Here is a 20,157-nt window from a genome sequence, read left to right on the forward strand (position 1 = left end):
AATAAGTAAAATAAATTATTCTAAAAATGGTACTGCTTCCGGTTTTACAACATTTAATTACACAGGTAATCTTTTAAGTTCCACATTGTCAGGCGAAAATCAGGATGAAAAAACGGAATATTTTTATAATAACGGAATTCTTGTTTCAGAAATATCAGGGTACTTTAATAATGGGAGTTATATAGTTCAAAATGAAATAGAATATAATTTTGATCAGGTTAAAAATATCACAGAAAAAATAAACAAATCATCTACGTCTGGTTCCCAAACAATTTCAAAAAACAAATATTTCTATGATGATAAAAATCATCCTATGAAGTTTATGAATAAATATTATCGACTTACTTTTTCTATTGAAGGATTTGATGGAAAAGCAACCAATAATGTCGTTTCAAGAGAAAGTTATTATCCGATTTCAGCAGAAGTCCCAACTTATTTTGTATATCAAATAGTTTATAATGATGATAAGTTTCCAATAGAAATAAAAAAGATTGCTAAACAAAATAATGTTTTGATTTCAAAGACTATTATTGAATATCAATAATATAAGCTGCATAATAATGATATAGACATTCCTGAAAATCTCAATAATTATTTCTTTTAAGTCTGATTGGATTTTCAACTCCGTATCTTTGCAAAACTAATTTTAGATTTCAGATGTTAGATTACACAAATCTAACATCTGAAATCTAAATTCATATATATAAAAATGTCCAGAGATACACAATTAAAAGAGCGTTGGGAAAAGCTCGTCGATATACTTTCAAATCAATTTTCGCAAGGTGAAGATCTTGACTTAGATGCAATTATTTACTTAATCGGAGTTCAGGAATATGGCAAAATACACCGCGAATACAAGAAAGACGAAAAATTAAACCTAATGCATATTGCCATCTGCAGATTATTGGAACCATACGGATTTTATGAATTCGAATATTTTGATGAAGACGGCTGGCCGCATTACAAAGTAAAAGAAGAATTACCGCCGTTAAAAGCAGGAGAACAATCTGTTTTGATGAAAGAAGCGATTGTAAATTATTTTTTAGAAAGAAATCTTATTGAATAGTTTCCAGTTCAGCATAAATTAAAACCAGGATTAAAAAACTGAAGAGAAATTGGGATGTGTAGATATGCGATGACATTATATAAGCCACATTATGCTTGTTTTAATTGCCATAAAACTTTTAAAAGAAGACTTAAGAAGGATATAAAAGACGGTATAGAATCAGTTTATGAAGCGAAATGTCCACAATGTGGAGAATTAATGGCAAATATGGGACTAGATTTTGAATCTCCAAAAATGGAAAATCTGAAAAAATGGGAACATATCAAAAGCTTGTATTCTGTTGGTATAACATTTCACTCCTGCGGATGTAGCGGCCCCGGTTATATTCCGAATTCAAAAGAAAAATTAATTGAACATTTTGAACAGTTAAAAACGGGTTATCTTAAAAATATAGATTTCTGGCGTGCCCGCATTGAGCCTTCCGATAACAAAGAAAGAGATAAAGACTGGAATAAAAACTGGGCTGAATTGGGATATATAGCCCAAAAAAGCAGAAAAGAAATTATTTCTAATCAGGAAGGTATAAATTATTGGCTGGAAAGGGTCAGAGAAATTGAAAATAAGTTAAGTCTGGTAAAATAAGTATAAATTTTCGCTAACAAGGTTCAACTCGGGATATAAAGGAAATTTTACACCTTAAACTTAAAACAAATTACTTAAATTTGTACTCTCAATTATTGAAGGAAAATGATAGATAAGATAAAAGATTATATTGGTGAAGCAGAAGCTTTTTCGACAGAAAACGCAGCTGAACTAGAAGCATTCCGTATTAAATTCTTAGGAAAAAAAGGTGTTTTGAATGACTTTTTTGCTGAATTTAAAAACGTACCAAACGATCAGAAAAAAGAATTCGGACAAGTAATAAATGCTTTAAAAAATACTGCTGAGGAAAAAGTTAAAACAATTGTTGAGGCTTTGGAAAGTAAAGAAGAATCTAAAGGTATTTTTGGAGACTTAACGCGTGCGGCAGAACCGGTTATTATTGGTTCCCGCCATCCTATATCAATAGTTAAAAATCAGATTATTGATATTTTTGCCAATATTGGTTTTAATGTTTCTGAAGGTCCGGAAATCGAAGACGACTGGCATAACTTTACCGCATTGAATTTACCGGAATATCACCCGGCACGTGACATGCAGGATACATTTTTTATTCAGACTAATCCTGATGTTTTGTTGCGTACGCACACATCATCTGTACAGGTTCGATATATGGAAAACAACAAACCGCCGATCCGTACTATTTCTCCGGGGCGTGTTTTTCGTAATGAGGCAATTTCATCACGTTCGCACTGTATCTTCCATCAGGTAGAAGGATTGTATATTGACAAAGACGTTTCGTTTGCAGATTTAAAACAGACATTACTTTATTTCACTAAAGAAATGTTCGGAAAATCAAAAATCCGTCTTCGTCCGTCATACTTTCCATTTACAGAACCAAGTGCCGAAATCGACATTTACTGGGGACTAAAAACAGAAACCGATTACCGTATTACGAAAGGAACAGGATGGCTGGAAATTGGAGGCTGCGGAATGGTAGATCCAAACGTTCTTAAAAACTGTGATATTAATCCTGACGAATATAATGGTTTTGCCTTCGGAATGGGAGTAGAACGTATCGCAATGCTTTTATACCAAATTGGAGATATTCGTATGTTTTATGAAAACGATGTTCGTTTCTTAGAGCAATTTAAAGCAAATATTTAATTTTAAGTCAAAAGTCATAAAGTCGAAAGTCAAAAGTCTCAAATTGGAACTTTATAACTTTCGACTTTATGACTTTCGGCTTTATGACTTTTAAAAATGAAAAAAGATATAGTAATTCCAGAAGTAGAAAACGTATTCCTGGCCGCTGTTCAGGAATGGAGCGACGATTTTATGGAAAAAGTGTGGTATGCCTATTTGGTAAACGACAGTGACTTTAATTTAGACAGTGTAATGGTCGTTTCTAAAGCATTTGGAACCATAGATGGAGAAATGAAGAAAACGTCGATCCTGCGTCATGCTTTTGTCGAAGTTCCTGCTGTTTCTGTAGTTAAAATAGAAATGATAGAGAAAAGCCTTTTGGTAATGAATAACGAATTTATGGTAACATTCTTCATCGGAAATACATTGTACGATAAGAAGTTTATTTTCAAATCGAATTTAATCAACGAGAACAATACAGAAGAAGTGCCGATTCTTTTTGTTGAAGGGATTATGGTTAAATAATTTACTTGCCAATCGCAGTTTTGGGTTTACAGTATTAAAAAAAGCGTCTAAAAAAATATTTCTTAGACGCTTTTTTTTGAATATAGGAACAAAACCATTCGTTATTTTATTTTTGTAATTTGGCGATGTATCTCTTCTTGAGATTTAGCAAATATTTCTCCTCCAAATTCTTCATTGTCCAATGACAAAGAAGTAATGTCTTTTACACCCATAATACCGAAGATGAATTTTAAATAAGTTGTTTGAAAATTCATTTTTTCATTTTTCTCATTCTCTCCATAACCTGTATCCCCTCTGCTAGATAGAATAAATAGTTTTTTGTTTTCTAGTAGACCAACATAATTACCATCAGGTACTCCAGACTTAAATTTCCAGGTTTCATTTATTCGCATGACTTGGTCTATATAGGATTTTAGCCCACTTGGAATGGACCAATTATACATGGGCGTTCCAATAATATAAATATCTGCTTCTTTAAGTTCTTTAATCAGTAAGTTACTTAAAGCCAAAGCGTTTTGGTTTTCCTCAGTTCTGTTTTCAACTTTTGTGAAGGCAGCGCCAATCCATTCATTAGTAATATGAGGAACAGGCGTTAAACCAACTTCGCGATATATGTAAGTATCTTTAGGATAGCTTTTTGACCATGTTTCTACAAATAATTTTGTAAGTGCCCTGCTATGAGATTTTTCTTCTCTCGTACTGGCATTGATAATTAATATTTTCATTGCTTCTTAAATTTTAATGAAGCAAAATTCATGGTTATTTAATTAGTAAAAATTGATGTAGTTCAAGATGATTTATTTTTTTTTCGAATACGACTTATGAATTCAGCAGACACTCCTAAATACGAAGCAATTAAATATTGAGGTACTTTGGAAGCTATGTTTGGGTAGGTTATCAAAAAATCATAATATCTGTATTCAGCATCGTAAACCTTGCTATCAATAATTCTTTTTTGTAATGCTCCCAGATAATTTTCAAGTATTATCCTGAAAAAGCGTTCTAGTGAAGGGATCTCTTTTAATAATTTTTGAAAAGAATGATAATTGATTTGTAAAACAGTAGTTTTTTCTACGGCTTGTATATTATACATCGATGGTTTTTGTTTAGAAAAACTATTGATATCGGTTGCCCACCAATCGTCGACAGCGAAATATATAATTTCTTCATTTCCGTTTTCGCTATTGATGTAGAATGCTTTTAATACTCCCGAAACCACATAACTATCAAAACGACAGATATCTCCATTTCGTAAAAGATATTCGTCTTTTTCAAAAGTTTTTTCTGTCCAAAACGTTTCGACAACCGAAATTTCTTCGGGACTTAATGTAATATGTTTAGAAATATTTTTTATCAATAGACTTATTCTCATAAATTATTTAATGACTTAGTTACCACAGCAAAATTAAATAAATCTTTCTACTGTAGAATTGTGAAGTGAGTAATAATGAGCTGATTTATTAGAATGTTAACCTGAATCTTAAATAGCTTTCTAAACAAATTTTTCGATGTTTAGTATGAGGTAATTTTTCTATTTATATTGAAATTAAAAGAGCCGGAAATATTTTCCGGCTCTTTTAATTTTAAAGTTTTGTCTGTTTTCCTGGCTCTTCCTTCTATTATGTCTATAAAAATAGAATTAGTCTAATGACTCAGTCAATTTCTTAAAAACCGATTTTGCATCTTTTCCTTCATATAAAACGGCATAAACAGCATCAATAATCGGAGTTTTTGCTCCGTAACCCTGATTTAGTTTATAAGCACTTTTTGTTGCGTAATATCCTTCGGCAACCATGCTCATTTCCATCATGGCGCTTTTTACCGTATATCCTTTTCCAATCATGTTTCCGAACATTCTGTTTCTGGAGAAGACCGAATATCCTGTAACCAATAAATCGCCCAAATAAGCCGAATCATTAATATTACGTTTCATTTTATGCACTTTTCTAATGAATTTCTTCATTTCACGGATTCCATTACTCATCATAACAGATTGAAAGTTATCTCCATAACCTAAACCATGTGCAATTCCGGCAGCGATAGCATAAATGTTTTTAAGCATTGCAGCATACTCAGTCCCGATAATATCGTCTGAGATTTTAGCTTTGATATAGTTTCCTGAAAGAGATTTAGCGACAATGCAAGCTTTGTCAGGATCTCCACAGGCAATTGTTAAATACGAGAGTCTTTCTAACGCTACTTCTTCAGCGTGACAAGGCCCTGTAATAACACCAATATTGTAATAAGGAATGTCGTATTGAATATGGAAATGTTCTCCAACAATTAAACTTGTTTCAGGAACAATACCTTTAATTGCTGAAAAGATGATTTTATCCTGTAAAGAAACAGTAAGATTTTTAAGTTCTGCATCTAAGAATGCAGACGGAATAGCAAAAATTATATAATCTGCATATTCAACAGCTTCATTTATATTATTGGTCAGTTTAAGTTTTTTGGTATCAAATTCTACCGAACTTAAATAATTTGGATTGTGTTTGTATTTTTCAAGATGCTCTATAGCAGCATCGTTGCGCATGTACCACGAAATTTCAGATAGATTTACACAAAGCATTTTTGCAATTGCCGTTGCCCAACTCCCTCCTCCAATTACTGCAAATTTTAAATTTTCGCTCATTATTTTAATAATTTAAAACAAAAGTACTTAATTATGTAGTAATAATACAAAATCTGATTTAAGAAATTTAAAAACTCTACTGAATTACAATGGTTTTCAGGCAGTTTCAAAAAAAAATGTAAAAACATTCAGTAGCGATGCAATAAAGACACGATGCTTACGTTATAAGTATTTGTAAATTAGAATTTTAATGAGTTTAGCAAAAATTGAGTTAGTTAGTTTTGTTTTAGTATTTTGAAAAGGCGTTCCTATAAATCATAAGAACGCCTTTTCTGTTTTTATTTAAATTCCGGTTTTACTTCCAAACACCAAAAATTACATTCCAAATAAAAACTCCAAATTCCAATAATTTAGATATTCTTGGAATTTGGAGTTTTAGGATTTGTAATTTATTAATAACTCATCTCAACGATAGATTTTACTTTGTCTAAAGTTACCAATTGGTTTTCACCTAAACCTTTCCAGCCTCTTTCATCAAAACGTTTTACAATAAACTCTGCTGTTTTATCATAGTCGTTGGTATATTGTGAAAGCTTAGTGTCCATTCCCATTTTATGGAAAAATGCAACAGTATGATCGATTGCTTCTTTGGCAACTTCATCATCAGAACCCGTCAGGTTGAAAATTCTTCTTCCATATTGTGCTAATTTCCCTTTTTTGGTTTCAAACATAACACTATATAAACTAGGACCGATAATTGCCAAAGTTCTGGCATGGTCAATTTCGTATAAAGCGGTTAATTCGTGACCAATCATGTGTGTTGCCCAGTCGGTAGGCACCCCTTTCTGAATCAGTCCGTTTAGTGCCATTGTACAGCTCCACATAAAGTTAGAAGCTAATGTATAATCTGTTGGATTTTCTACAACTCCTGGGCCAACTTCAATTAAAGTCTGCAAAATTCCCTCAGCAATTCTGTCCTGAAGAAAACCTTCATGCGGATAGGTTAAATATTGTTCCATAACGTGTGTGTAAGCATCAACAACACCATTTTGGATTTGTCTTTTTGGTAAAGAAGCTATAACTGTAGGATCGCAGATTGAAAATTTAGGAAACAGTGAACTTCCGCCAAAAGCCAGTTTCTCCTGTGTTGCCCCAATAGTAACAACAGATCCTGAATTCATTTCGCTTCCTGTTGCCGGAAGTGTCAGAACGGTTCCAAAAGGCACTACGTTTTCTTTAATTAAAATCTTTTTTTGAAGAATATCAATCGGATTTCCTGCAAAATAAACGGCTGCCGAAATAAATTTCACCCCGTCAATTACAGATCCTCCTCCTACAGCAAGTATAAAATCAATTTTCTCTGCTTTTATTACTTCAACAGCTTTCATTAAAGTTTCAAACCTTGGATTTGGTTCAATTCCTCCAAATTCTACAATATCAAAACCTTTCAGATTGTTGATTACCTGATCGTAAATTCCGTTTTTAAAAATACTTCCTCCGCCGTAAGCCAAAAGAATTTTAGCCTCTTTTGGAACTAAAGTTGAAAGTTTTTTTATCTGCCCTTTTCCGAAGATTAAATTCGTCGGATTATATAATTCAAAGTTTAGCATTTTTTTTGAGGTTCTAAGATGCTAAGATTCTGAGGTTCTAAGTTTTTATTTGAACTTACCCAGAAAACTTAGCATCGGTGTTTATTTTTATTTTTTGAAGTAAAGAAGATATTGAGTTTTTAAGTAACTAAGAAAAAACTTAGAACCTTAGTGCCTCAGTTCCTTAGCGCGTTATTCACTCAGTTTGTGCAATAATTTTCCAGCTACCAGTTTAGATGAAGCCGGATTTTGACCTGTAATTAAAAGTCCGTCCTCAACAGCATATGGCTGCCAGTTTGGTCCTTTAGAAAAAATCCCTCCTTTTGATGATAAAGCATCTTCCAGTAAAAACGGAACTACTTTGGTCAATCCAACCGCTTCTTCTTCTTCGTTTGTAAATCCGGTAATTTTTTTACCTTTTACCAAATAGTTACCGTTTACTTTTACATTTTTTAAAACAGCCGGAGCGTGACAAACAAAAGCAACCGGTTTTTTATGGTTGTAAAAAGATTCGATCAGAGCAATTGAATTTTGATCTTCTACCAAATCCCATAATGGTCCATGACCTCCAGGGTAAAATACAGCATCATAATCTGCCTGATTAATTGTCGAAAGTTTGACAGTATGCTTTAATTTTTCCTGTAAAGCCTTATCCGAATCAAATCTTTTTGTGTCTTCCGTTGCCGAAGCAGGATCTGAACTTTTAGGGTCAATTGGCGGCTGTCCTCCTAGAGGAGATGCAATGGTGATTTCAACTCCTTTATCTAACAATTCATAATAAGGTGCAGCAAGTTCTTCTGACCAGAATCCGGTTTTTTCTCCGGTGTTGCCCAGTTTATCGTTGCTGGTAACAACAAATAATACTTTTTTCATCTTTTTATTTGATTTTTGAGCTGTAGCTGAAAAGCTAATTGCAGTGAATAATGTAATTCCTAGTAATGTTATTTTTTTCATATGATTTAAATTTTTAACAAATTTACGTCTTATGTGATATTAGTAAAAATAAAATAAACTATGTTTGTTATAAATTAATTTATATCATGGTAAATCTAGAATGGTACAGAACCTTTAAAGCAGTTTATAAAAACGGCAATTTTTCAGTCGCTGCGAAGGAATTATTTATGAGTCAGCCAGCGGTTAGTCAGCAAATTTCTATGTTAGAAGCGCACGTAGGAAATAAATTGTTTAATCGGAAATCAAAAGGAGTAGAGCCGACTGAATATGCTAAGTTACTGAATAATTTGATAATAGATGCATTGGAAAGGCTTGAAAATGTGGAAACAAGCTTTCGCACAAAAGCCCAGGATGCCAATCGTTTAATTTCGGTTGGTATATCGCAGCACCTTTTTAGTTGTATCGGAAATCTTTTGATTTCGAAATTTGATTTAATCGATTTTACTTTTGCCGATAACGATGCGCTTTTTGAATTAGTCGATTCCAAAAAACTGGATTTTGCAATTGTCACAAAAGGTTATGAGACATTTGATACGATGTATGAAATTGTCGGAAAAATTAAACTGATAATGGTGGCGCCCACAAGTTTAGATATAACCGAATTCCGCCAGAGGCTGAAAGCAGATAATTATGGAGAAATCGAACAATGGCTAAATGAGCAAAAATGGTACAGTCATGATGCACGAATTCCTCATATAAAATTATTCTGGCTTCATGCTTTTAATAAAAAAAGACCTTCGATGGTTCCAAATTATATTATTCCAACAGAATCCGAGATGTTAAGGTTGTTGTCCAAAAATGAAGGAGTAGCGGTGACATGGAACTGTAATGCAAGAGATCTTATTAAGGAGAATAAATTGCAGTTAGTATGGAATAGTTTTCATGTTCCCGAAGAGTTCGTGTATTTATTGACAGCAAAAAATAATAATGCAAATTCGTTTTTTGAGACTATTGCTAAAGAATTAAAGTTGTTTTTTGGTAACAGGTTATAGATATGGAAAAATTACAAAATATTAGAATTGCTGTAGACGCTATTGTTTTTGGTTATAAAAACAGTCAGTTATATGTGCTTTTAATTCAACAGAAATTTGGCACCAGTGATTCATACTGGGCTTTGCCGGGAGGATTGGTAAAAGATGATGAATCTTTACAGGATGCTGTGCAAAGAGAGCTAAAAGAAGAAACCAATGTTTCGGTAGATTATTTTGAGCAATTATTTACGTTTGGGGATGATATCTTCCGCGATCCTCGTAATCGTGTTATTTCTGTTGCTTATTTTGCTTTGGTAAATCCCTCAAAAGTAGAAATCAAAGCCGATTCCGATGCTGAAAATGTTCAATGGTGTATGATAAATGAAGTTCCCGCATTGGCATTTGATCATAATATAATTCTCAAAAAAGCTATAGAACGCATAAAAGCAAAACTGACTTATGAACCTATTGGTTTTGACTTATTGCCAAAAGAGTTTCTTTTTTCTGAACTTGAAAACTTATACTGTACGATTTTAGATAAGGAAATCGAACGTAGAAATTTTAGAAAAAAAATTCTCAGTTTCGGAATAGTAGAAGAAACAGATCATTATTCTCCAGTAAAAACAGGGCGTCCTGCCAAATTATTTCGATTCAATAAACAGAAATACAATGATTTAATAGAGGGAGGTTTTCACTTCGAAATAAAGTTTGCGTAAATTTTACACAAAATAAATTGTTTAATAAAAATATTAATCTATATTTGCGTATAATTAACGCAAACTAAAAAACTATGATACTTAATCTAGACCAAAATTTCAGACCATTTCCAAATCAAAAAGAGATAGAATTCAAAAACTTTACTTTTTCAGGAGGTGAACCCCATATCAAAATTAATCCTGATTTTGATGTTAATCAAAAAATTACCATTACACACAGACTAAATTCTTTTAACGATTTCGGCTTGTTATGCCTTGCAGTTGACGCTTTAAGAAGAATGGATGTTAAGATCATTGATCTTTTTATTCCGTACTTTCCGGCAGCGCGCCAGGACAGAGTTATGATAAAAGGAGAACCATTATCTGTAAAAGTGTATGCAGATATTCTAAACGCAATGCAGTTAAATAAAGTGTATGTTTTTGATGCCCATTCTGAAGTGACGCCAGCTTTGGTAAATAACTGCGAAGTGATTCCGAATCATACTTTTATTCAGCAAGTAATTAAAAGTATTGGTAACGATGTAAAACTGATTTCTCCTGATGGCGGAGCTTTAAAAAAAATCTACAAAGTTTCTGAATTTTTAGGCGGAGTAGAAGTGGTAGAATGCAGTAAAAGCCGTGATGTTAAAACAGGAAAATTATCTGGTTTTAAAGTTTATGAAGATGACCTAAACGGAATCGACTGTTTAATTGTAGACGATATTTGCGACGGTGGCGGCACATTTGTAGGTCTTGCGGAAGAATTAAAAAACAAAAATGCAGGAAAATTATATTTAGCAGTTAGCCACGGAATTTTCAATAAAGGTTTTGAAGTTTTGGACTGTTTCGAAAAAATATTTACAACTAACTCTTTTAAAGATTTTGATAATGAGAGAGTTGAAGTTGTTGGTTTAGATCGATTGATTTAAATTATAAAATAAAAGAGATGCAAGACATTCAATATACAAAAGGAGATGCTACATCACCTCAAACAGCAGGCAACAAAATAATTGTACATGTATGCAATGATATTGGAGGATGGGGAAAAGGATTTGTCATGGCAATTTCAAAACGATGGAAAGAACCGGAAAGTCAGTATAGAAGCTGGTTTAAGTCAAAAGATAATTTTGAATTGGGAAAAGTACAGTTTGTTCAGGTCGAAGAAGATTTATGGGTAGCAAATTTAATTGGACAGCACAAAATCAATAAAGATGAAAATGGCGGAGCACCAATTCGGTATAATGCCATTGAAGAAGGACTAAAAGCCGTTTCTGATTTTGCAAAAACAAATAAAGCAGCTGTACATATGCCCAGGATTGGATGTGGTTTAGCCGGAGGGAAATGGGAAATGATTGAACCAATTATTCTTCAAACACTTTCGGATCATGATATCGAAGTTGTAGTTTATGATTTTTAAAAATTATGGATGAAAAAGAAATAAAATCAACAAGCAAGTTTTTAAGTTTTGTTCTGAGACATTCACCGGAAACCATTCAGTTAAAATTGGATGAAAATGGCTGGGCAGATGTGGACGAATTGATTGCAAAATGTAATCAATATCAAAAACAATTGAATTCAGATTTACTGAATATTGTAGTTGAAACGAATGATAAAAAACGTTTTGCTTTTAACGAAGATAAAACCAAAATCCGTGCGAGCCAAGGACATTCTATTTCAGTTGAACTGAATTTGAAAGAATCCGAACCACTTGAATATTTGTATCACGGAACTGTAGAAACCAGCATTAACGGAATAAAAGAAAACGGATTGCAAAAAATGAGCCGCCAGCATGTTCATCTCAGCAAAGACAGAGAAACAGCAATTAAAGTTGGGGGCAGAAGAGGGAAACCAATCATTTTGACGGTCGATTCCAAAGCAATGTACGCAGACGGATTTAAATTTTATTTGTCCGAAAATGAAGTCTGGCTTACCGATGAGGTTCCTGCAAAATATATTGAATTTAAGTAGATTTTAAAACAACACAACTAAATTTAAAAAAAATGGAAGACGAATTAAAACCAAGATTTATTGAGTCATTACGCAGAAACAATGATCAGATTAGAGAAGACAGGGCACGAACAATTGGTGAGGATTCTGAATTAATATACAGACGAAGAGTAGAAGATATCGAACTAAAAATAAAAAGACTTGAACGCGAGCAGGAAGGCCTTATTGATATCAGCCCTTTGGATAAAAACAGTTTGACATTTGCAGATTTTCAACCCGAAGCATTTGTGCAGAAAGACATGGAATTATCATTAACAATCAGAAATTTAAATATCCAGTTAGAAGTTACAAAAAAGAGATTTGAATATTTATTTGGTAAAACATTTTAGTTATGGGAGGTACAAGATATGATATAGGTGCTCGTTTGAGCAGAGCAGAAGCAGCAGGTTACGGAAAAAAATCTGCAAGTGAAATTTTTACGCAGAATGCAAAAAGAATGGCTCACGAATCTATGAATCCTAAAGGGATAACTTTTAGAGAAGCCAGAGATTCAGCTGTTCACCCAAACTCAGTTCCAATTATTTTAGGATTGGATGTTACAGGAAGTATGGGACATATTCCGCATGAATTAATCAAAGAAGGTCTTCCTAAACTGATGGGCGGAATTATACAAGGCGGAGTTCCCGATCCTGCCCTTTTATTTTTAGGAATTGGGGATCACGAATGCGATAATTATCCGTTGCAGGTGGGTCAGTTTGAGTCTGGAGATCAGGAATTAGATATGTGGCTGACACGTACTTATATAGAATCAGGTGGTGGCGGAAATGCCGGAGAAAGTTACCTTTTGGCGTGGTATTTTGCCGCTTTTCATACCAAAACCGATGCTTTCGAAAAAAGAAACCAAAAAGGATTGCTTTTTACGGTTGGTGATGAACCTAACTTAGAAGTTCTTCCTGCATCTGCAATTAGTGAAATTATGGGTGCCGGACAGCAAACTTATACAGCTAAGGAACTTTTGGCTGAAGCAAAAAAATATTATGATGTTTACCACATCAGCGTTTTACATTCAGATCAGGCTGTAAGATCAGATGTTGCCTGGAAAGAATTGCTCGGGCAAAATTGTTTGTCTATAGAAGACCATAGAGAAATCCCGAATGTAATTAAAGGCATTATCTGTGATAAATTTAAAAACGGTTCTGCAGGAAGTGTGAACTTAGGAGGATTAGATAATATTGATATGCTTTAAAAAATGAAAAAAGCAAAAATAGTTATAGGTCTGGGTTTTGGTGATGAAGGAAAAGGAATCACTACAGATTTTCTTTCAGAGCAAAATCCGGGTGCTATAGTTATTAGATTTTCGGGAGGACAACAGGCAGCACATACCGTTATGATTGAGAATAAAAAACACATTCATTCCAGTTTTGCCAGCGGCGCGCTTCGTGGATTACCTTCTTATTTTACAGAACATTGCACCACTCATCCGACTTTTTTATTTAATGAAAGAGAAGAACTGGAAGAAAAGAACGGAAATACAGAATTGCACATTCATCCTTTGGCAAAAATTACAACACCTTTTGATGTCTGGCAAAATCGCAAAAATGTCAAAAACTTAGAACACGGAACCTGCGGAAAAGGCGTCGGTGCAACAATGAAAAGACACGAAAGTCCGTATAAATTATTTGCCATAGATTTAATTGCACCAAGACCAATGTTAATTGAAAAATTAAAAGCAATTGCTTATTTCTACGGATTTCTTGACAGTAGTAAGATCGAACAGGAATTGGATGATTTCTTACATGCAATTGACAAAATAGACTGGAAGATCAGTGATTATAATTTTCTAAAATCATTTGATACGCTTATTTTTGAAGGCAGTCAGGGAATTTTACTCGATATGGATCATGGAGTTTTTCCGAATGTTACATATGCCAATACCACCTCAAAAAATGCTTTTGAAGTTTGTAAGTTCTTAAACATTGACGACATTGAAATGTTTTATGTCACCAGAAATTATGCAACTCGACACGGAAGCGGCTGGATGAGTAGCGAAAATGAAATTGTATTAAAAAACAACGAAGAAGAGACCTGTGTTTTTAATGAATATCAAAAAGAACTTAGGTTTGGAGATTTAGATTATAATTTACTGGATTATGCTTTACAATTAGATGCAGCTTACGTTAGTCCAAATAAAAAAAATCTTGTTGTAACGTGTCTGGATCAGACAGAAACAGCCTTTAAACCGGAAAATCTGCAAACAAAATTTGATGTTATTTATGGATCTTATTCTCCATATTCAAAAGATTTCAGGATACTTAGTCCATTCTAATTAAAATAAAAAATATATTTACCAATGCTATGATTTGGATGTTTGTTCCAAAATAGTAAAAAGAACTAAAAGCCATTAAAAATTATGAATCCATTATTATTAACAGACGGTTACAAAGTTGACCACAGAAGACAATATCCGGACGGAACAACATTAGTGTACTCAAACTGGACACCAAGAAAATCAAGAATCGAAGGAGTCGATGAAGTTGTATTTTTCGGATTACAATATTTCATCAAAAAATATATTATTCAGGATTTTGAACTGCATTTTTTTAAACAGCCAAAAGAAGAAGTAGTAAAAAAATACTCAAGAAGAATTAATAATTATTTAGGCGAAAACCTGGTTGGAACCAAACATATCGAAGATTTACACGATTTAGGATATATTCCGATGGTTTTTAAAGCATTGCCGGAAGGAACAAGCGTGCCGATTCGTGTACCAATGTTTACGATGTACAATACGCTGCCTGAATTTTTCTGGCTGACAAATTATTTCGAAACACTTCTTTCTGCCGTAGTATGGCTTCCTTGTAATTCTGCTACAATTGCAAAAGAGTACAGAAAAGTTCTGGACAAATACGCTGGCGAAACGTCATCAGTTCCGGAATTTGTAGATTGGCAGGCACACGATTTCTCTATGAGAGGAATGGGCGGAATCGAAGCATCTTTAACTTCATCTGCAGGACATTTATTGAGTTTTACAGGTTCTGATACAATTCCGGCCATTGATTTTATGGAGGAATATTACAGAGCTGATTCAGATAAAGAATTAATTGCCGGTTCAGTTGCGGCTACAGAACATTCTGTAATGTGTATGGGAACTACAGAAGGGGAATATGAGACTTTCAGAAGATTAATTTCTGATGTTTATCCAAAAGGAATTGTTTCTATTGTTTCCGATACCTGGGATTTATGGAAAGTTTTAACCGATTATTTACCTCGTCTGAAAGATGAAATCGTTTCAAGAGAAGGTAAAGTGGTTATTCGTCCTGACAGTGGTGATCCGGTAGATATCATCTGCGGAAATCCAAACGGAAAAACAGAACAGGAAAAGAAAGGGGTTATCGAATTGCTTTGGGATGTTTTCGGAGGAAGTACAAATGCTAAAGGATTTAAAGAATTAGTACCACAGATTGGGGCTATTTACGGAGATAGTATTACGGTACCAAGAGCAACTCAAATCTGCGAAAGATTAAAACTAAAAGGATTTGCTTCTACCAATGTTGTGTTAGGAATAGGATCTTTTACCTATCAATACAATACAAGAGATACATTTGGTTTTGCGATGAAAGCGACTTACGGAGAAGTAAACGGAGAGGGAAGAGCCATCTTCAAAGATCCGATTACGGATGACGGAACCAAAAAATCAGCCAAAGGATTAATGAAAATTGATTTAGTTGACGGTGTGTATCATTTAACCGATAATGTTTCCTGGGAAGAAGAAAAGAAAGGAGAACTTAAAGAAGTTTTCAGAGACGGAAAATTATTAATCGACCAATCACTTTCTGAAATTAGAAACAACGTTAAAAAAGAGCTTACAACAGCTTAAAAAGTTAAAGCCTAAATGAATTTTCATTTAGGCTTTTTTTATAATTTGTTTTTTTCGCATTCAGAATGACAAGATTGCGCATATCATTATTTTTTATAAAAATTATTGTGATCAATATATTCCCAAACTTTTGGAGGCAATAAAGGCTGAATATTTTTTCCTTCCTTGATATTATTTCGAATAAAAGTAGAAGAAATTTCTACAATCGGCGCGTCAATAATATGAATTTTCGGGTGCGATTTTAATTCGGTATTTTCTTCTTCAGACGAAATTCTTGGATAAACATAAATATCATAATGATCCAGTAACACTTCGTAGTTTTTCCATTTATGAAGCGTTTTCAGATTGTCTTCACCCATAATTAATGAAAACTCATGGTTCGGATACTTTTCATGTAAATGCACCAAAGTATTTACGGTATAATTAGGCTGAGGTAACTTAAATTCAATGTCAGATGGCTTGATCTTCGGAAAATCTTTTGTTGCCAGATAAACCATTTCCAGACGCTGATGATCATCAAGCAGTGTAGATTTCTTTTTTAGCGGATTATGAGGAGTAACAACCATCCAAATCTGATCTAAATCGGCAAATTCTGCCATGTGATTGGCAATAATCAAATGCCCAACATGAATGGGATTATAAGTGCCGAAATAAAGACCTATTTTCATAGTTAAGTAACTAGTAATTAGTAAAAAGTGCTTAGTCTTTTAGTGTCTTAGAAAAAGCGTTAATCATTTTCGATTCTTCTTCAATTTGATTTAAAATTTCTTCATAAAGAGTTTGATTGGTTACAAAACCAAGATCATTTGCAATGAGTAATTGAGTTTCAATTTCAAACAATGAGCCTCTGGAAATATTTAAAAAATGACTAAAAGATTTATCTGTATTTCTACCATAACCTTCGGCTATATTTGATGGAATAGATACGGAAGCTCTTTTTAATTGACTAGTTAAAGCAAATAATTCCTCTTTAGGAAATGATTTTACTAATTGATAAATCAGGAGACAATTCTAATTCCTTTCTGCCAAATCAATAAATCTTTATAAGATTTTATTTCACTCATTTATACTATGCACTAATTACTATTCACTAATTACTAAATAACTATTTAGAAACAAAATCCTTAACCAATTGGTGTGCTTCTTCAAGCGCTACTGGCAGATCATAGTTTTTGATAATTACATCAAATTGTGGTGCAGTTGCTAATTCTACAGAGGCTTTTGCAATACGCATATTGATTTTGTCGTCACTTTCAGTAGAACGTTCTTTCAGTCTGCGTTTAAGTTCGTCAACACTTGGTGGTTTTACAAAAACGGCCAGAGTCTGTTCCGGAAATTTATGTTTAATACGTAATCCGCCTGCCACATCAATGTCAAAAATAACATTCTTTCCTAAAGCCCAGATACGTTCAATTTCCGATTTTAAAGTACCGTAAAAGTTATCGCGATACACTTCTTCCCATTCCAGGAAATCTTCAGCCTTAATATGTTTTTTAAATTCTTCTAACGAAATAAAATAATAATCTTTTCCGTTAACTTCTTCCCCGCGTGGATCACGCGAAGCCGCCGAGATTGAAAATTCTAAATTTAAATCCTCTTTCCCAAGTAAGTGTCTTACTATAGTTGTTTTTCCTGATCCAGAAGGTGCCGAAAAAACAATTAATTTCCCTTTGTTCATTATTTATTTATATGTGATCAATCATTCCCAAAGGTTAAACTCCTTTTTAATGATTGATAATAATTCATTATACGAGACTAACTCATCAACTGTTGGATAAAATTTCAAATAGATAGTAGGATTGTCAAAAGAAAAATCATTTTTAATGATCCCGTTTTTGATGAATACTTTATAAGACTCACCATCTAATGCACGTTTTCGATTTTTAGATATTCCATATTCTCCATCTTCAGATATTACTTTAGCAGTTTTGAGTTTATAATCAATATTTTTTTGACTTGGCAAATATTCTACATTAGATAGAAGTAAATTTAACCAAATCAGATATGCATTTTTAGGTTTTAATTTTCCAATAATCTCTTTAGGAAATTGTATTTGATCGATTTTAGTTACAGTTTTATCTTTTTTAGAAAAAGAAAAAATATATACAATCCAATTGTCTTTTCCTTCATCATACATCCTAAATATTTCCATTGTGTTTGTAATGGAGTAATCTTTATAAATGCGAATTTCTTTTTCAAATCCCAGTGTGTCAGGTATTTCTAAAACTTTATTTATTTCAGATATTTCTTGACCAAAACAATTGGATATCATTAGAAAAAACAAAAGAAAATAAAACTTCATGTTTTAAAGCACATTCAAAACCTGTTCCTTAATCTTCTCCAGTTCATCTTTCATCATCACCACAAGTTTTTGCATTTGGGCATGATTCGATTTTGAACCCATAGTATTGATTTCACGGCCCATTTCCTGAGTAATAAAACCTAATTTTCTACCATTAGCTTCAGTTCCTTTAATAGTCTCTAAAAAGTAATCTAAGTGATTTGTCAAACGAACTTTTTCTTCTGTAATATCCAGTTTTTCTAAATAGTAGATCAATTCCTGCTCAAAACGGTTTTCATCAACATTTACCTGCAATTCAGCAATGGCAGTTTGCAAACGGTCTTTTATTGCCTGAACGCGTTCCGGATCCAGTGCCAGAGCGTCATTCATATACTGGCGGATATTTCCAATTCTAAGATTAAATTCTTTTTCAAGAGATTCACCTTCGTCTTTTCTAAAACTTAGGATATTTTGCAGCGCTTCCTCAATTATCCCCTGAATCTGTTCCCAGTCATTCTCGTCAATTTCCTCACGCTCGGTTTTCAGCGTGTCAGGCATACGAACGGCCATTTTCATCAATTCAGTTTCATCAGCATCCGGATAAACTTCTTTTAGCTGTGCGATGTAATTTTTTACAACAGGAACATTTACTTTAGTCGAAGTTTGTTCAGCGGTACTTTCTACATAAATCCCAAAATCGATTTTTCCTCTTTCTAGTCTGGTAGAAATTTGAGTACGCAAACCTAATTCCATTTCGCGATAAACAGACGGCATCCTGACATTCAGATCCAAACCTTTACTATTTAAAGATTTTACTTCAACGGTAATTTTTTTTGTTGGCAATTGCAAAGAAGCTTTACCAAACCCTGTCATAGATTGTATCATATAATTGAATATAAAGGCGCAAAGATACTAAAAAACTTCACAGCGAGGGTTTCTAGTTTTTCCGTACTGAATTAAAAGAAAAAGTCTTTGGGCGTTCCCTTCGGTCGGGCTATCCGTTCCAATCTTTTTTGGAGCAGAAAAAGCTCCAAAAAAGGATTTCCACTTCTATCCCTAACGCAGTCAAAATTCTAAGAACTTTTGGGTTTCTTATTTTTGCAAAGCTTTTGTAACCTGAAGAATATTTGGCTGGCTGTTGCCAATATAAATTTTACCATCAATGATAAAAACCGTACGGCTCAAAAAAGTATAATGTTCCAGAATGTACTTTTTAAAATCAGCTTCTGTCAATGATTTGTTTTTCAAATCCATTGATTTGTATAACTGCGCTTTTTTGCTAAACAAAGCCTCGTAACTTCCGGAAAGTTTATGCATCTCTTCCAATTCTTCCTCTGTTATCGGATTCTGGCGTATGTCCTGAAAAAACAGGTCGTTTTCCGGTAAATTCTTAATGATTTTTCGGCACGTATCGCAAGACGCTAAATAATATATTTTGTTCATGATTTTGAAGTTTTAGAATACAAAGAAAATCCATTTGAAACTTAAAATTGCCTAATTTTATAAAAAAAATACAAACATGGATTCAGTTTTTGAAGTGCACAAAACTATTAGAAGTATTCTTCTGAAAATTTTAGAAAATCATTCGTTAGAACAATTAAATAAAATTCCGCCAGGATTCAATAATAATCTGATCTGGAATATTGGACATTGTATTTCTTCGCAGCAAGTTCTGGTTTATAAATTATCTGGTCTGCCAACTATGGTTTCGGAAGAATTTATTGCGAAATATAAGAAAGGAACAAAGCCGGAAGGAGATGTTTCTCAGGAAGAAGTTGACGAAATCAAAGAATTGCTTTCAGAAACATTAGAAAAAACAAAAAATGACTTTACAAGTGGTCTTTTTGTTGATTTTAACGAATACACGACCAGCATGGGATTTACGCTTCATAATGTGCAGGACGCTTTAAGTTTTAATAATTATCACGAAGGTATTCATACCGGGATTGCGATGAGTATTAGAAAGCTTGTTTAAATAAAAAAATCCCGCT

The 20,157-nt window shown here is 33.3% G+C and carries 26 protein-coding genes; 15 read left to right on the top strand and 11 right to left on the bottom strand.

Annotation, left to right across the window (positions count from 1 at the left end; genetic code table 11):
• From DCO46_RS22655 to DCO46_RS08990, 5 genes are all read left to right on the top strand, one after another.
• A partial coding sequence (locus DCO46_RS22655) for a hypothetical protein (protein ID WP_165828888.1) occupies nt 1-544 on the top strand: 544 nt, incomplete at its 5' end.
• Between the two features lie 165 nt (nt 545-709).
• Complete coding sequence (locus DCO46_RS08975) at nt 710-1,066, top strand: hypothetical protein (RefSeq protein ID WP_116752222.1); 357 nt, start codon at nt 710-712, stop codon at nt 1,064-1,066.
• A gap of 69 nt (nt 1,067-1,135) precedes the next feature.
• Nucleotides 1,136-1,648 carry a hypothetical protein gene (locus tag DCO46_RS08980; RefSeq protein WP_243416282.1) on the top strand — a complete coding sequence of 171 codons (513 nt, stop codon included), beginning with the start codon at nt 1,136-1,138 and terminating at the stop codon, nt 1,646-1,648.
• Nucleotides 1,649-1,753: 105 nt separating this feature from the next.
• The gene (gene pheS / locus DCO46_RS08985; RefSeq protein ID WP_116752224.1) at nt 1,754-2,773 is read left to right on the top strand and encodes a phenylalanine--tRNA ligase subunit alpha; all 1,020 of its coding nucleotides are present in this window, start codon (nt 1,754-1,756) and stop codon (nt 2,771-2,773) included.
• Between the two features lie 96 nt (nt 2,774-2,869).
• Nucleotides 2,870-3,277: a hypothetical protein gene (locus DCO46_RS08990; protein WP_116752225.1), complete on the top strand. Its 408-nt coding sequence runs from the start codon at nt 2,870-2,872 to the stop codon at nt 3,275-3,277.
• Between the two features lie 101 nt (nt 3,278-3,378).
• Here DCO46_RS08990 and DCO46_RS08995 read toward each other — a convergent pair whose 3' ends face one another.
• The 5 genes from DCO46_RS08995 to DCO46_RS09015 form a co-directional block, all read right to left on the bottom strand.
• The gene (locus DCO46_RS08995; RefSeq protein ID WP_116752226.1) at nt 3,379-4,002 is read right to left on the bottom strand and encodes an FMN-dependent NADH-azoreductase; all 624 of its coding nucleotides are present in this window, start codon (nt 4,000-4,002) and stop codon (nt 3,379-3,381) included.
• A 62-nt stretch (nt 4,003-4,064) separates the two neighbouring features.
• Nucleotides 4,065-4,649, bottom strand: a complete 585-nt coding sequence (locus tag DCO46_RS09000; protein WP_116752227.1) for a Crp/Fnr family transcriptional regulator — start codon at nt 4,647-4,649, stop codon at nt 4,065-4,067.
• 267 nt (nt 4,650-4,916) lie between these two features.
• On the bottom strand, nt 4,917-5,912 hold the full coding sequence (locus DCO46_RS09005) for an NAD(P)H-dependent glycerol-3-phosphate dehydrogenase (protein ID WP_116752228.1): 996 nt from the start codon (nt 5,910-5,912) through the stop codon (nt 4,917-4,919).
• 392 nt (nt 5,913-6,304) lie between these two features.
• Nucleotides 6,305-7,462, bottom strand: a complete 1,158-nt coding sequence (locus DCO46_RS09010) for an iron-containing alcohol dehydrogenase (protein WP_116752229.1) — start codon at nt 7,460-7,462, stop codon at nt 6,305-6,307.
• Nucleotides 7,463-7,633: 171 nt separating this feature from the next.
• Nucleotides 7,634-8,395, bottom strand: coding sequence for a type 1 glutamine amidotransferase domain-containing protein (locus DCO46_RS09015; RefSeq protein ID WP_165828890.1), 762 nt, complete (start codon nt 8,393-8,395; stop codon nt 7,634-7,636).
• An 86-nt stretch (nt 8,396-8,481) separates the two neighbouring features.
• Here DCO46_RS09015 and DCO46_RS09020 point away from each other — a divergent pair, with 86 nt between their 5' ends.
• From DCO46_RS09020 to DCO46_RS09060, 9 genes are all read left to right on the top strand, one after another.
• On the top strand, nt 8,482-9,387 hold the full coding sequence (locus DCO46_RS09020; protein ID WP_116752230.1) for a LysR family transcriptional regulator: 906 nt from the start codon (nt 8,482-8,484) through the stop codon (nt 9,385-9,387).
• A gap of 2 nt (nt 9,388-9,389) precedes the next feature.
• A complete protein-coding gene (locus tag DCO46_RS09025) occupies nt 9,390-10,082 on the top strand; it encodes an NUDIX hydrolase (protein WP_116752231.1) in 693 nt (230 codons plus the stop codon).
• 74 nt (nt 10,083-10,156) lie between these two features.
• Nucleotides 10,157-10,990 carry a ribose-phosphate diphosphokinase gene (gene prs / locus DCO46_RS09030; RefSeq protein ID WP_116752232.1) on the top strand — a complete coding sequence of 278 codons (834 nt, stop codon included), beginning with the start codon at nt 10,157-10,159 and terminating at the stop codon, nt 10,988-10,990.
• A 17-nt stretch (nt 10,991-11,007) separates the two neighbouring features.
• The gene (locus DCO46_RS09035) at nt 11,008-11,478 is read left to right on the top strand and encodes a macro domain-containing protein (RefSeq protein WP_116752233.1); all 471 of its coding nucleotides are present in this window, start codon (nt 11,008-11,010) and stop codon (nt 11,476-11,478) included.
• 5 nt (nt 11,479-11,483) lie between these two features.
• Complete coding sequence (locus tag DCO46_RS09040) at nt 11,484-12,029, top strand: RNA 2'-phosphotransferase (RefSeq protein WP_116752234.1); 546 nt, start codon at nt 11,484-11,486, stop codon at nt 12,027-12,029.
• Nucleotides 12,030-12,061: 32 nt separating this feature from the next.
• Entirely contained in the window at nt 12,062-12,397 is a 336-nt protein-coding gene (locus tag DCO46_RS09045; RefSeq protein ID WP_035681459.1) for a hypothetical protein, read from the top strand.
• A 2-nt stretch (nt 12,398-12,399) separates the two neighbouring features.
• On the top strand, nt 12,400-13,254 hold the full coding sequence (locus DCO46_RS09050; protein ID WP_116752235.1) for a hypothetical protein: 855 nt from the start codon (nt 12,400-12,402) through the stop codon (nt 13,252-13,254).
• A 3-nt stretch (nt 13,255-13,257) separates the two neighbouring features.
• Entirely contained in the window at nt 13,258-14,334 is a 1,077-nt protein-coding gene (locus DCO46_RS09055; protein WP_116752236.1) for an adenylosuccinate synthetase, read from the top strand.
• 84 nt (nt 14,335-14,418) lie between these two features.
• Entirely contained in the window at nt 14,419-15,885 is a 1,467-nt protein-coding gene (locus DCO46_RS09060; protein ID WP_116752237.1) for a nicotinate phosphoribosyltransferase, read from the top strand.
• Between the two features lie 86 nt (nt 15,886-15,971).
• On the opposite strand, the gene nadD is transcribed toward DCO46_RS09060, so the two are convergent.
• From nadD to DCO46_RS09095, 6 genes are all read right to left on the bottom strand, one after another.
• Nucleotides 15,972-16,553, bottom strand: coding sequence for a nicotinate (nicotinamide) nucleotide adenylyltransferase (gene nadD, locus DCO46_RS09065; protein WP_116752238.1), 582 nt, complete (start codon nt 16,551-16,553; stop codon nt 15,972-15,974).
• Nucleotides 16,554-16,584: 31 nt separating this feature from the next.
• Nucleotides 16,585-16,887 carry a four helix bundle protein gene (locus DCO46_RS23055; RefSeq protein WP_317048046.1) on the bottom strand — a complete coding sequence of 101 codons (303 nt, stop codon included), beginning with the start codon at nt 16,885-16,887 and terminating at the stop codon, nt 16,585-16,587.
• Between the two features lie 103 nt (nt 16,888-16,990).
• Entirely contained in the window at nt 16,991-17,563 is a 573-nt protein-coding gene (gene gmk / locus DCO46_RS09080; protein WP_116752240.1) for a guanylate kinase, read from the bottom strand.
• A 21-nt stretch (nt 17,564-17,584) separates the two neighbouring features.
• Nucleotides 17,585-18,187 (bottom strand): hypothetical protein, encoded by a 603-nt coding sequence (locus DCO46_RS09085; RefSeq protein WP_116752241.1) that lies wholly within the window; start codon nt 18,185-18,187, stop codon nt 17,585-17,587.
• Nucleotides 18,188-18,190: 3 nt separating this feature from the next.
• A complete protein-coding gene (locus DCO46_RS09090) occupies nt 18,191-19,051 on the bottom strand; it encodes a YicC/YloC family endoribonuclease (RefSeq protein ID WP_116752242.1) in 861 nt (286 codons plus the stop codon).
• A gap of 207 nt (nt 19,052-19,258) precedes the next feature.
• The gene (locus DCO46_RS09095) at nt 19,259-19,609 is read right to left on the bottom strand and encodes an arsenate reductase family protein (RefSeq protein WP_116752243.1); all 351 of its coding nucleotides are present in this window, start codon (nt 19,607-19,609) and stop codon (nt 19,259-19,261) included.
• Between the two features lie 76 nt (nt 19,610-19,685).
• Between DCO46_RS09095 and DCO46_RS09100 the strand changes: the two genes are divergently transcribed.
• Nucleotides 19,686-20,141 (top strand): DinB family protein, encoded by a 456-nt coding sequence (locus DCO46_RS09100; RefSeq protein WP_116752244.1) that lies wholly within the window; start codon nt 19,686-19,688, stop codon nt 20,139-20,141.
• The last annotated feature ends 16 nt before the right edge of the window (nt 20,142-20,157 follow it).

Source organism: Flavobacterium sp. HTF, assembly GCF_003105115.1.
Lineage (GTDB): Bacteria > Bacteroidota > Bacteroidia > Flavobacteriales > Flavobacteriaceae > Flavobacterium.

Excerpts from the sequence above, each read along its gene's own strand:
- DCO46_RS09010 (WP_116752229.1), bottom strand. The coding sequence starts at position 7,462 with ATGCTAAACTTTGAATTATATAATCCGACGAATTTAATCTTCGGAAAA.
- DCO46_RS09040 (WP_116752234.1), top strand. The coding sequence starts at position 11,484 with ATGGATGAAAAAGAAATAAAATCAACAAGCAAGTTTTTAAGTTTTGTT.
- DCO46_RS09025 (WP_116752231.1), top strand. The coding sequence starts at position 9,390 with ATGGAAAAATTACAAAATATTAGAATTGCTGTAGACGCTATTGTTTTT.
- DCO46_RS09100 (WP_116752244.1), top strand. The coding sequence starts at position 19,686 with ATGGATTCAGTTTTTGAAGTGCACAAAACTATTAGAAGTATTCTTCTG.
- prs (WP_116752232.1), top strand. The coding sequence starts at position 10,157 with ATGATACTTAATCTAGACCAAAATTTCAGACCATTTCCAAATCAAAAA.
- DCO46_RS09035 (WP_116752233.1), top strand. The coding sequence starts at position 11,008 with ATGCAAGACATTCAATATACAAAAGGAGATGCTACATCACCTCAAACA.
- DCO46_RS09095 (WP_116752243.1), bottom strand. The coding sequence starts at position 19,609 with ATGAACAAAATATATTATTTAGCGTCTTGCGATACGTGCCGAAAAATC.
- pheS (WP_116752224.1), top strand. The coding sequence starts at position 1,754 with ATGATAGATAAGATAAAAGATTATATTGGTGAAGCAGAAGCTTTTTCG.
- gmk (WP_116752240.1), bottom strand. The coding sequence starts at position 17,563 with ATGAACAAAGGGAAATTAATTGTTTTTTCGGCACCTTCTGGATCAGGA.
- DCO46_RS08995 (WP_116752226.1), bottom strand. The coding sequence starts at position 4,002 with ATGAAAATATTAATTATCAATGCCAGTACGAGAGAAGAAAAATCTCAT.
- DCO46_RS08990 (WP_116752225.1), top strand. The coding sequence starts at position 2,870 with ATGAAAAAAGATATAGTAATTCCAGAAGTAGAAAACGTATTCCTGGCC.
- DCO46_RS09055 (WP_116752236.1), top strand. The coding sequence starts at position 13,258 with ATGAAAAAAGCAAAAATAGTTATAGGTCTGGGTTTTGGTGATGAAGGA.
- DCO46_RS09045 (WP_035681459.1), top strand. The coding sequence starts at position 12,062 with ATGGAAGACGAATTAAAACCAAGATTTATTGAGTCATTACGCAGAAAC.
- DCO46_RS09015 (WP_165828890.1), bottom strand. The coding sequence starts at position 8,395 with ATGAAAAAAATAACATTACTAGGAATTACATTATTCACTGCAATTAGC.
- DCO46_RS09050 (WP_116752235.1), top strand. The coding sequence starts at position 12,400 with ATGGGAGGTACAAGATATGATATAGGTGCTCGTTTGAGCAGAGCAGAA.
- DCO46_RS08975 (WP_116752222.1), top strand. The coding sequence starts at position 710 with ATGTCCAGAGATACACAATTAAAAGAGCGTTGGGAAAAGCTCGTCGAT.
- DCO46_RS09000 (WP_116752227.1), bottom strand. The coding sequence starts at position 4,649 with ATGAGAATAAGTCTATTGATAAAAAATATTTCTAAACATATTACATTA.
- DCO46_RS09060 (WP_116752237.1), top strand. The coding sequence starts at position 14,419 with ATGAATCCATTATTATTAACAGACGGTTACAAAGTTGACCACAGAAGA.
- nadD (WP_116752238.1), bottom strand. The coding sequence starts at position 16,553 with ATGAAAATAGGTCTTTATTTCGGCACTTATAATCCCATTCATGTTGGG.
- DCO46_RS09085 (WP_116752241.1), bottom strand. The coding sequence starts at position 18,187 with ATGAAGTTTTATTTTCTTTTGTTTTTTCTAATGATATCCAATTGTTTT.
- DCO46_RS09005 (WP_116752228.1), bottom strand. The coding sequence starts at position 5,912 with ATGAGCGAAAATTTAAAATTTGCAGTAATTGGAGGAGGGAGTTGGGCA.
- DCO46_RS09020 (WP_116752230.1), top strand. The coding sequence starts at position 8,482 with ATGGTAAATCTAGAATGGTACAGAACCTTTAAAGCAGTTTATAAAAAC.
- DCO46_RS08980 (WP_243416282.1), top strand. The coding sequence starts at position 1,136 with ATGACATTATATAAGCCACATTATGCTTGTTTTAATTGCCATAAAACT.
- DCO46_RS09090 (WP_116752242.1), bottom strand. The coding sequence starts at position 19,051 with ATGATACAATCTATGACAGGGTTTGGTAAAGCTTCTTTGCAATTGCCA.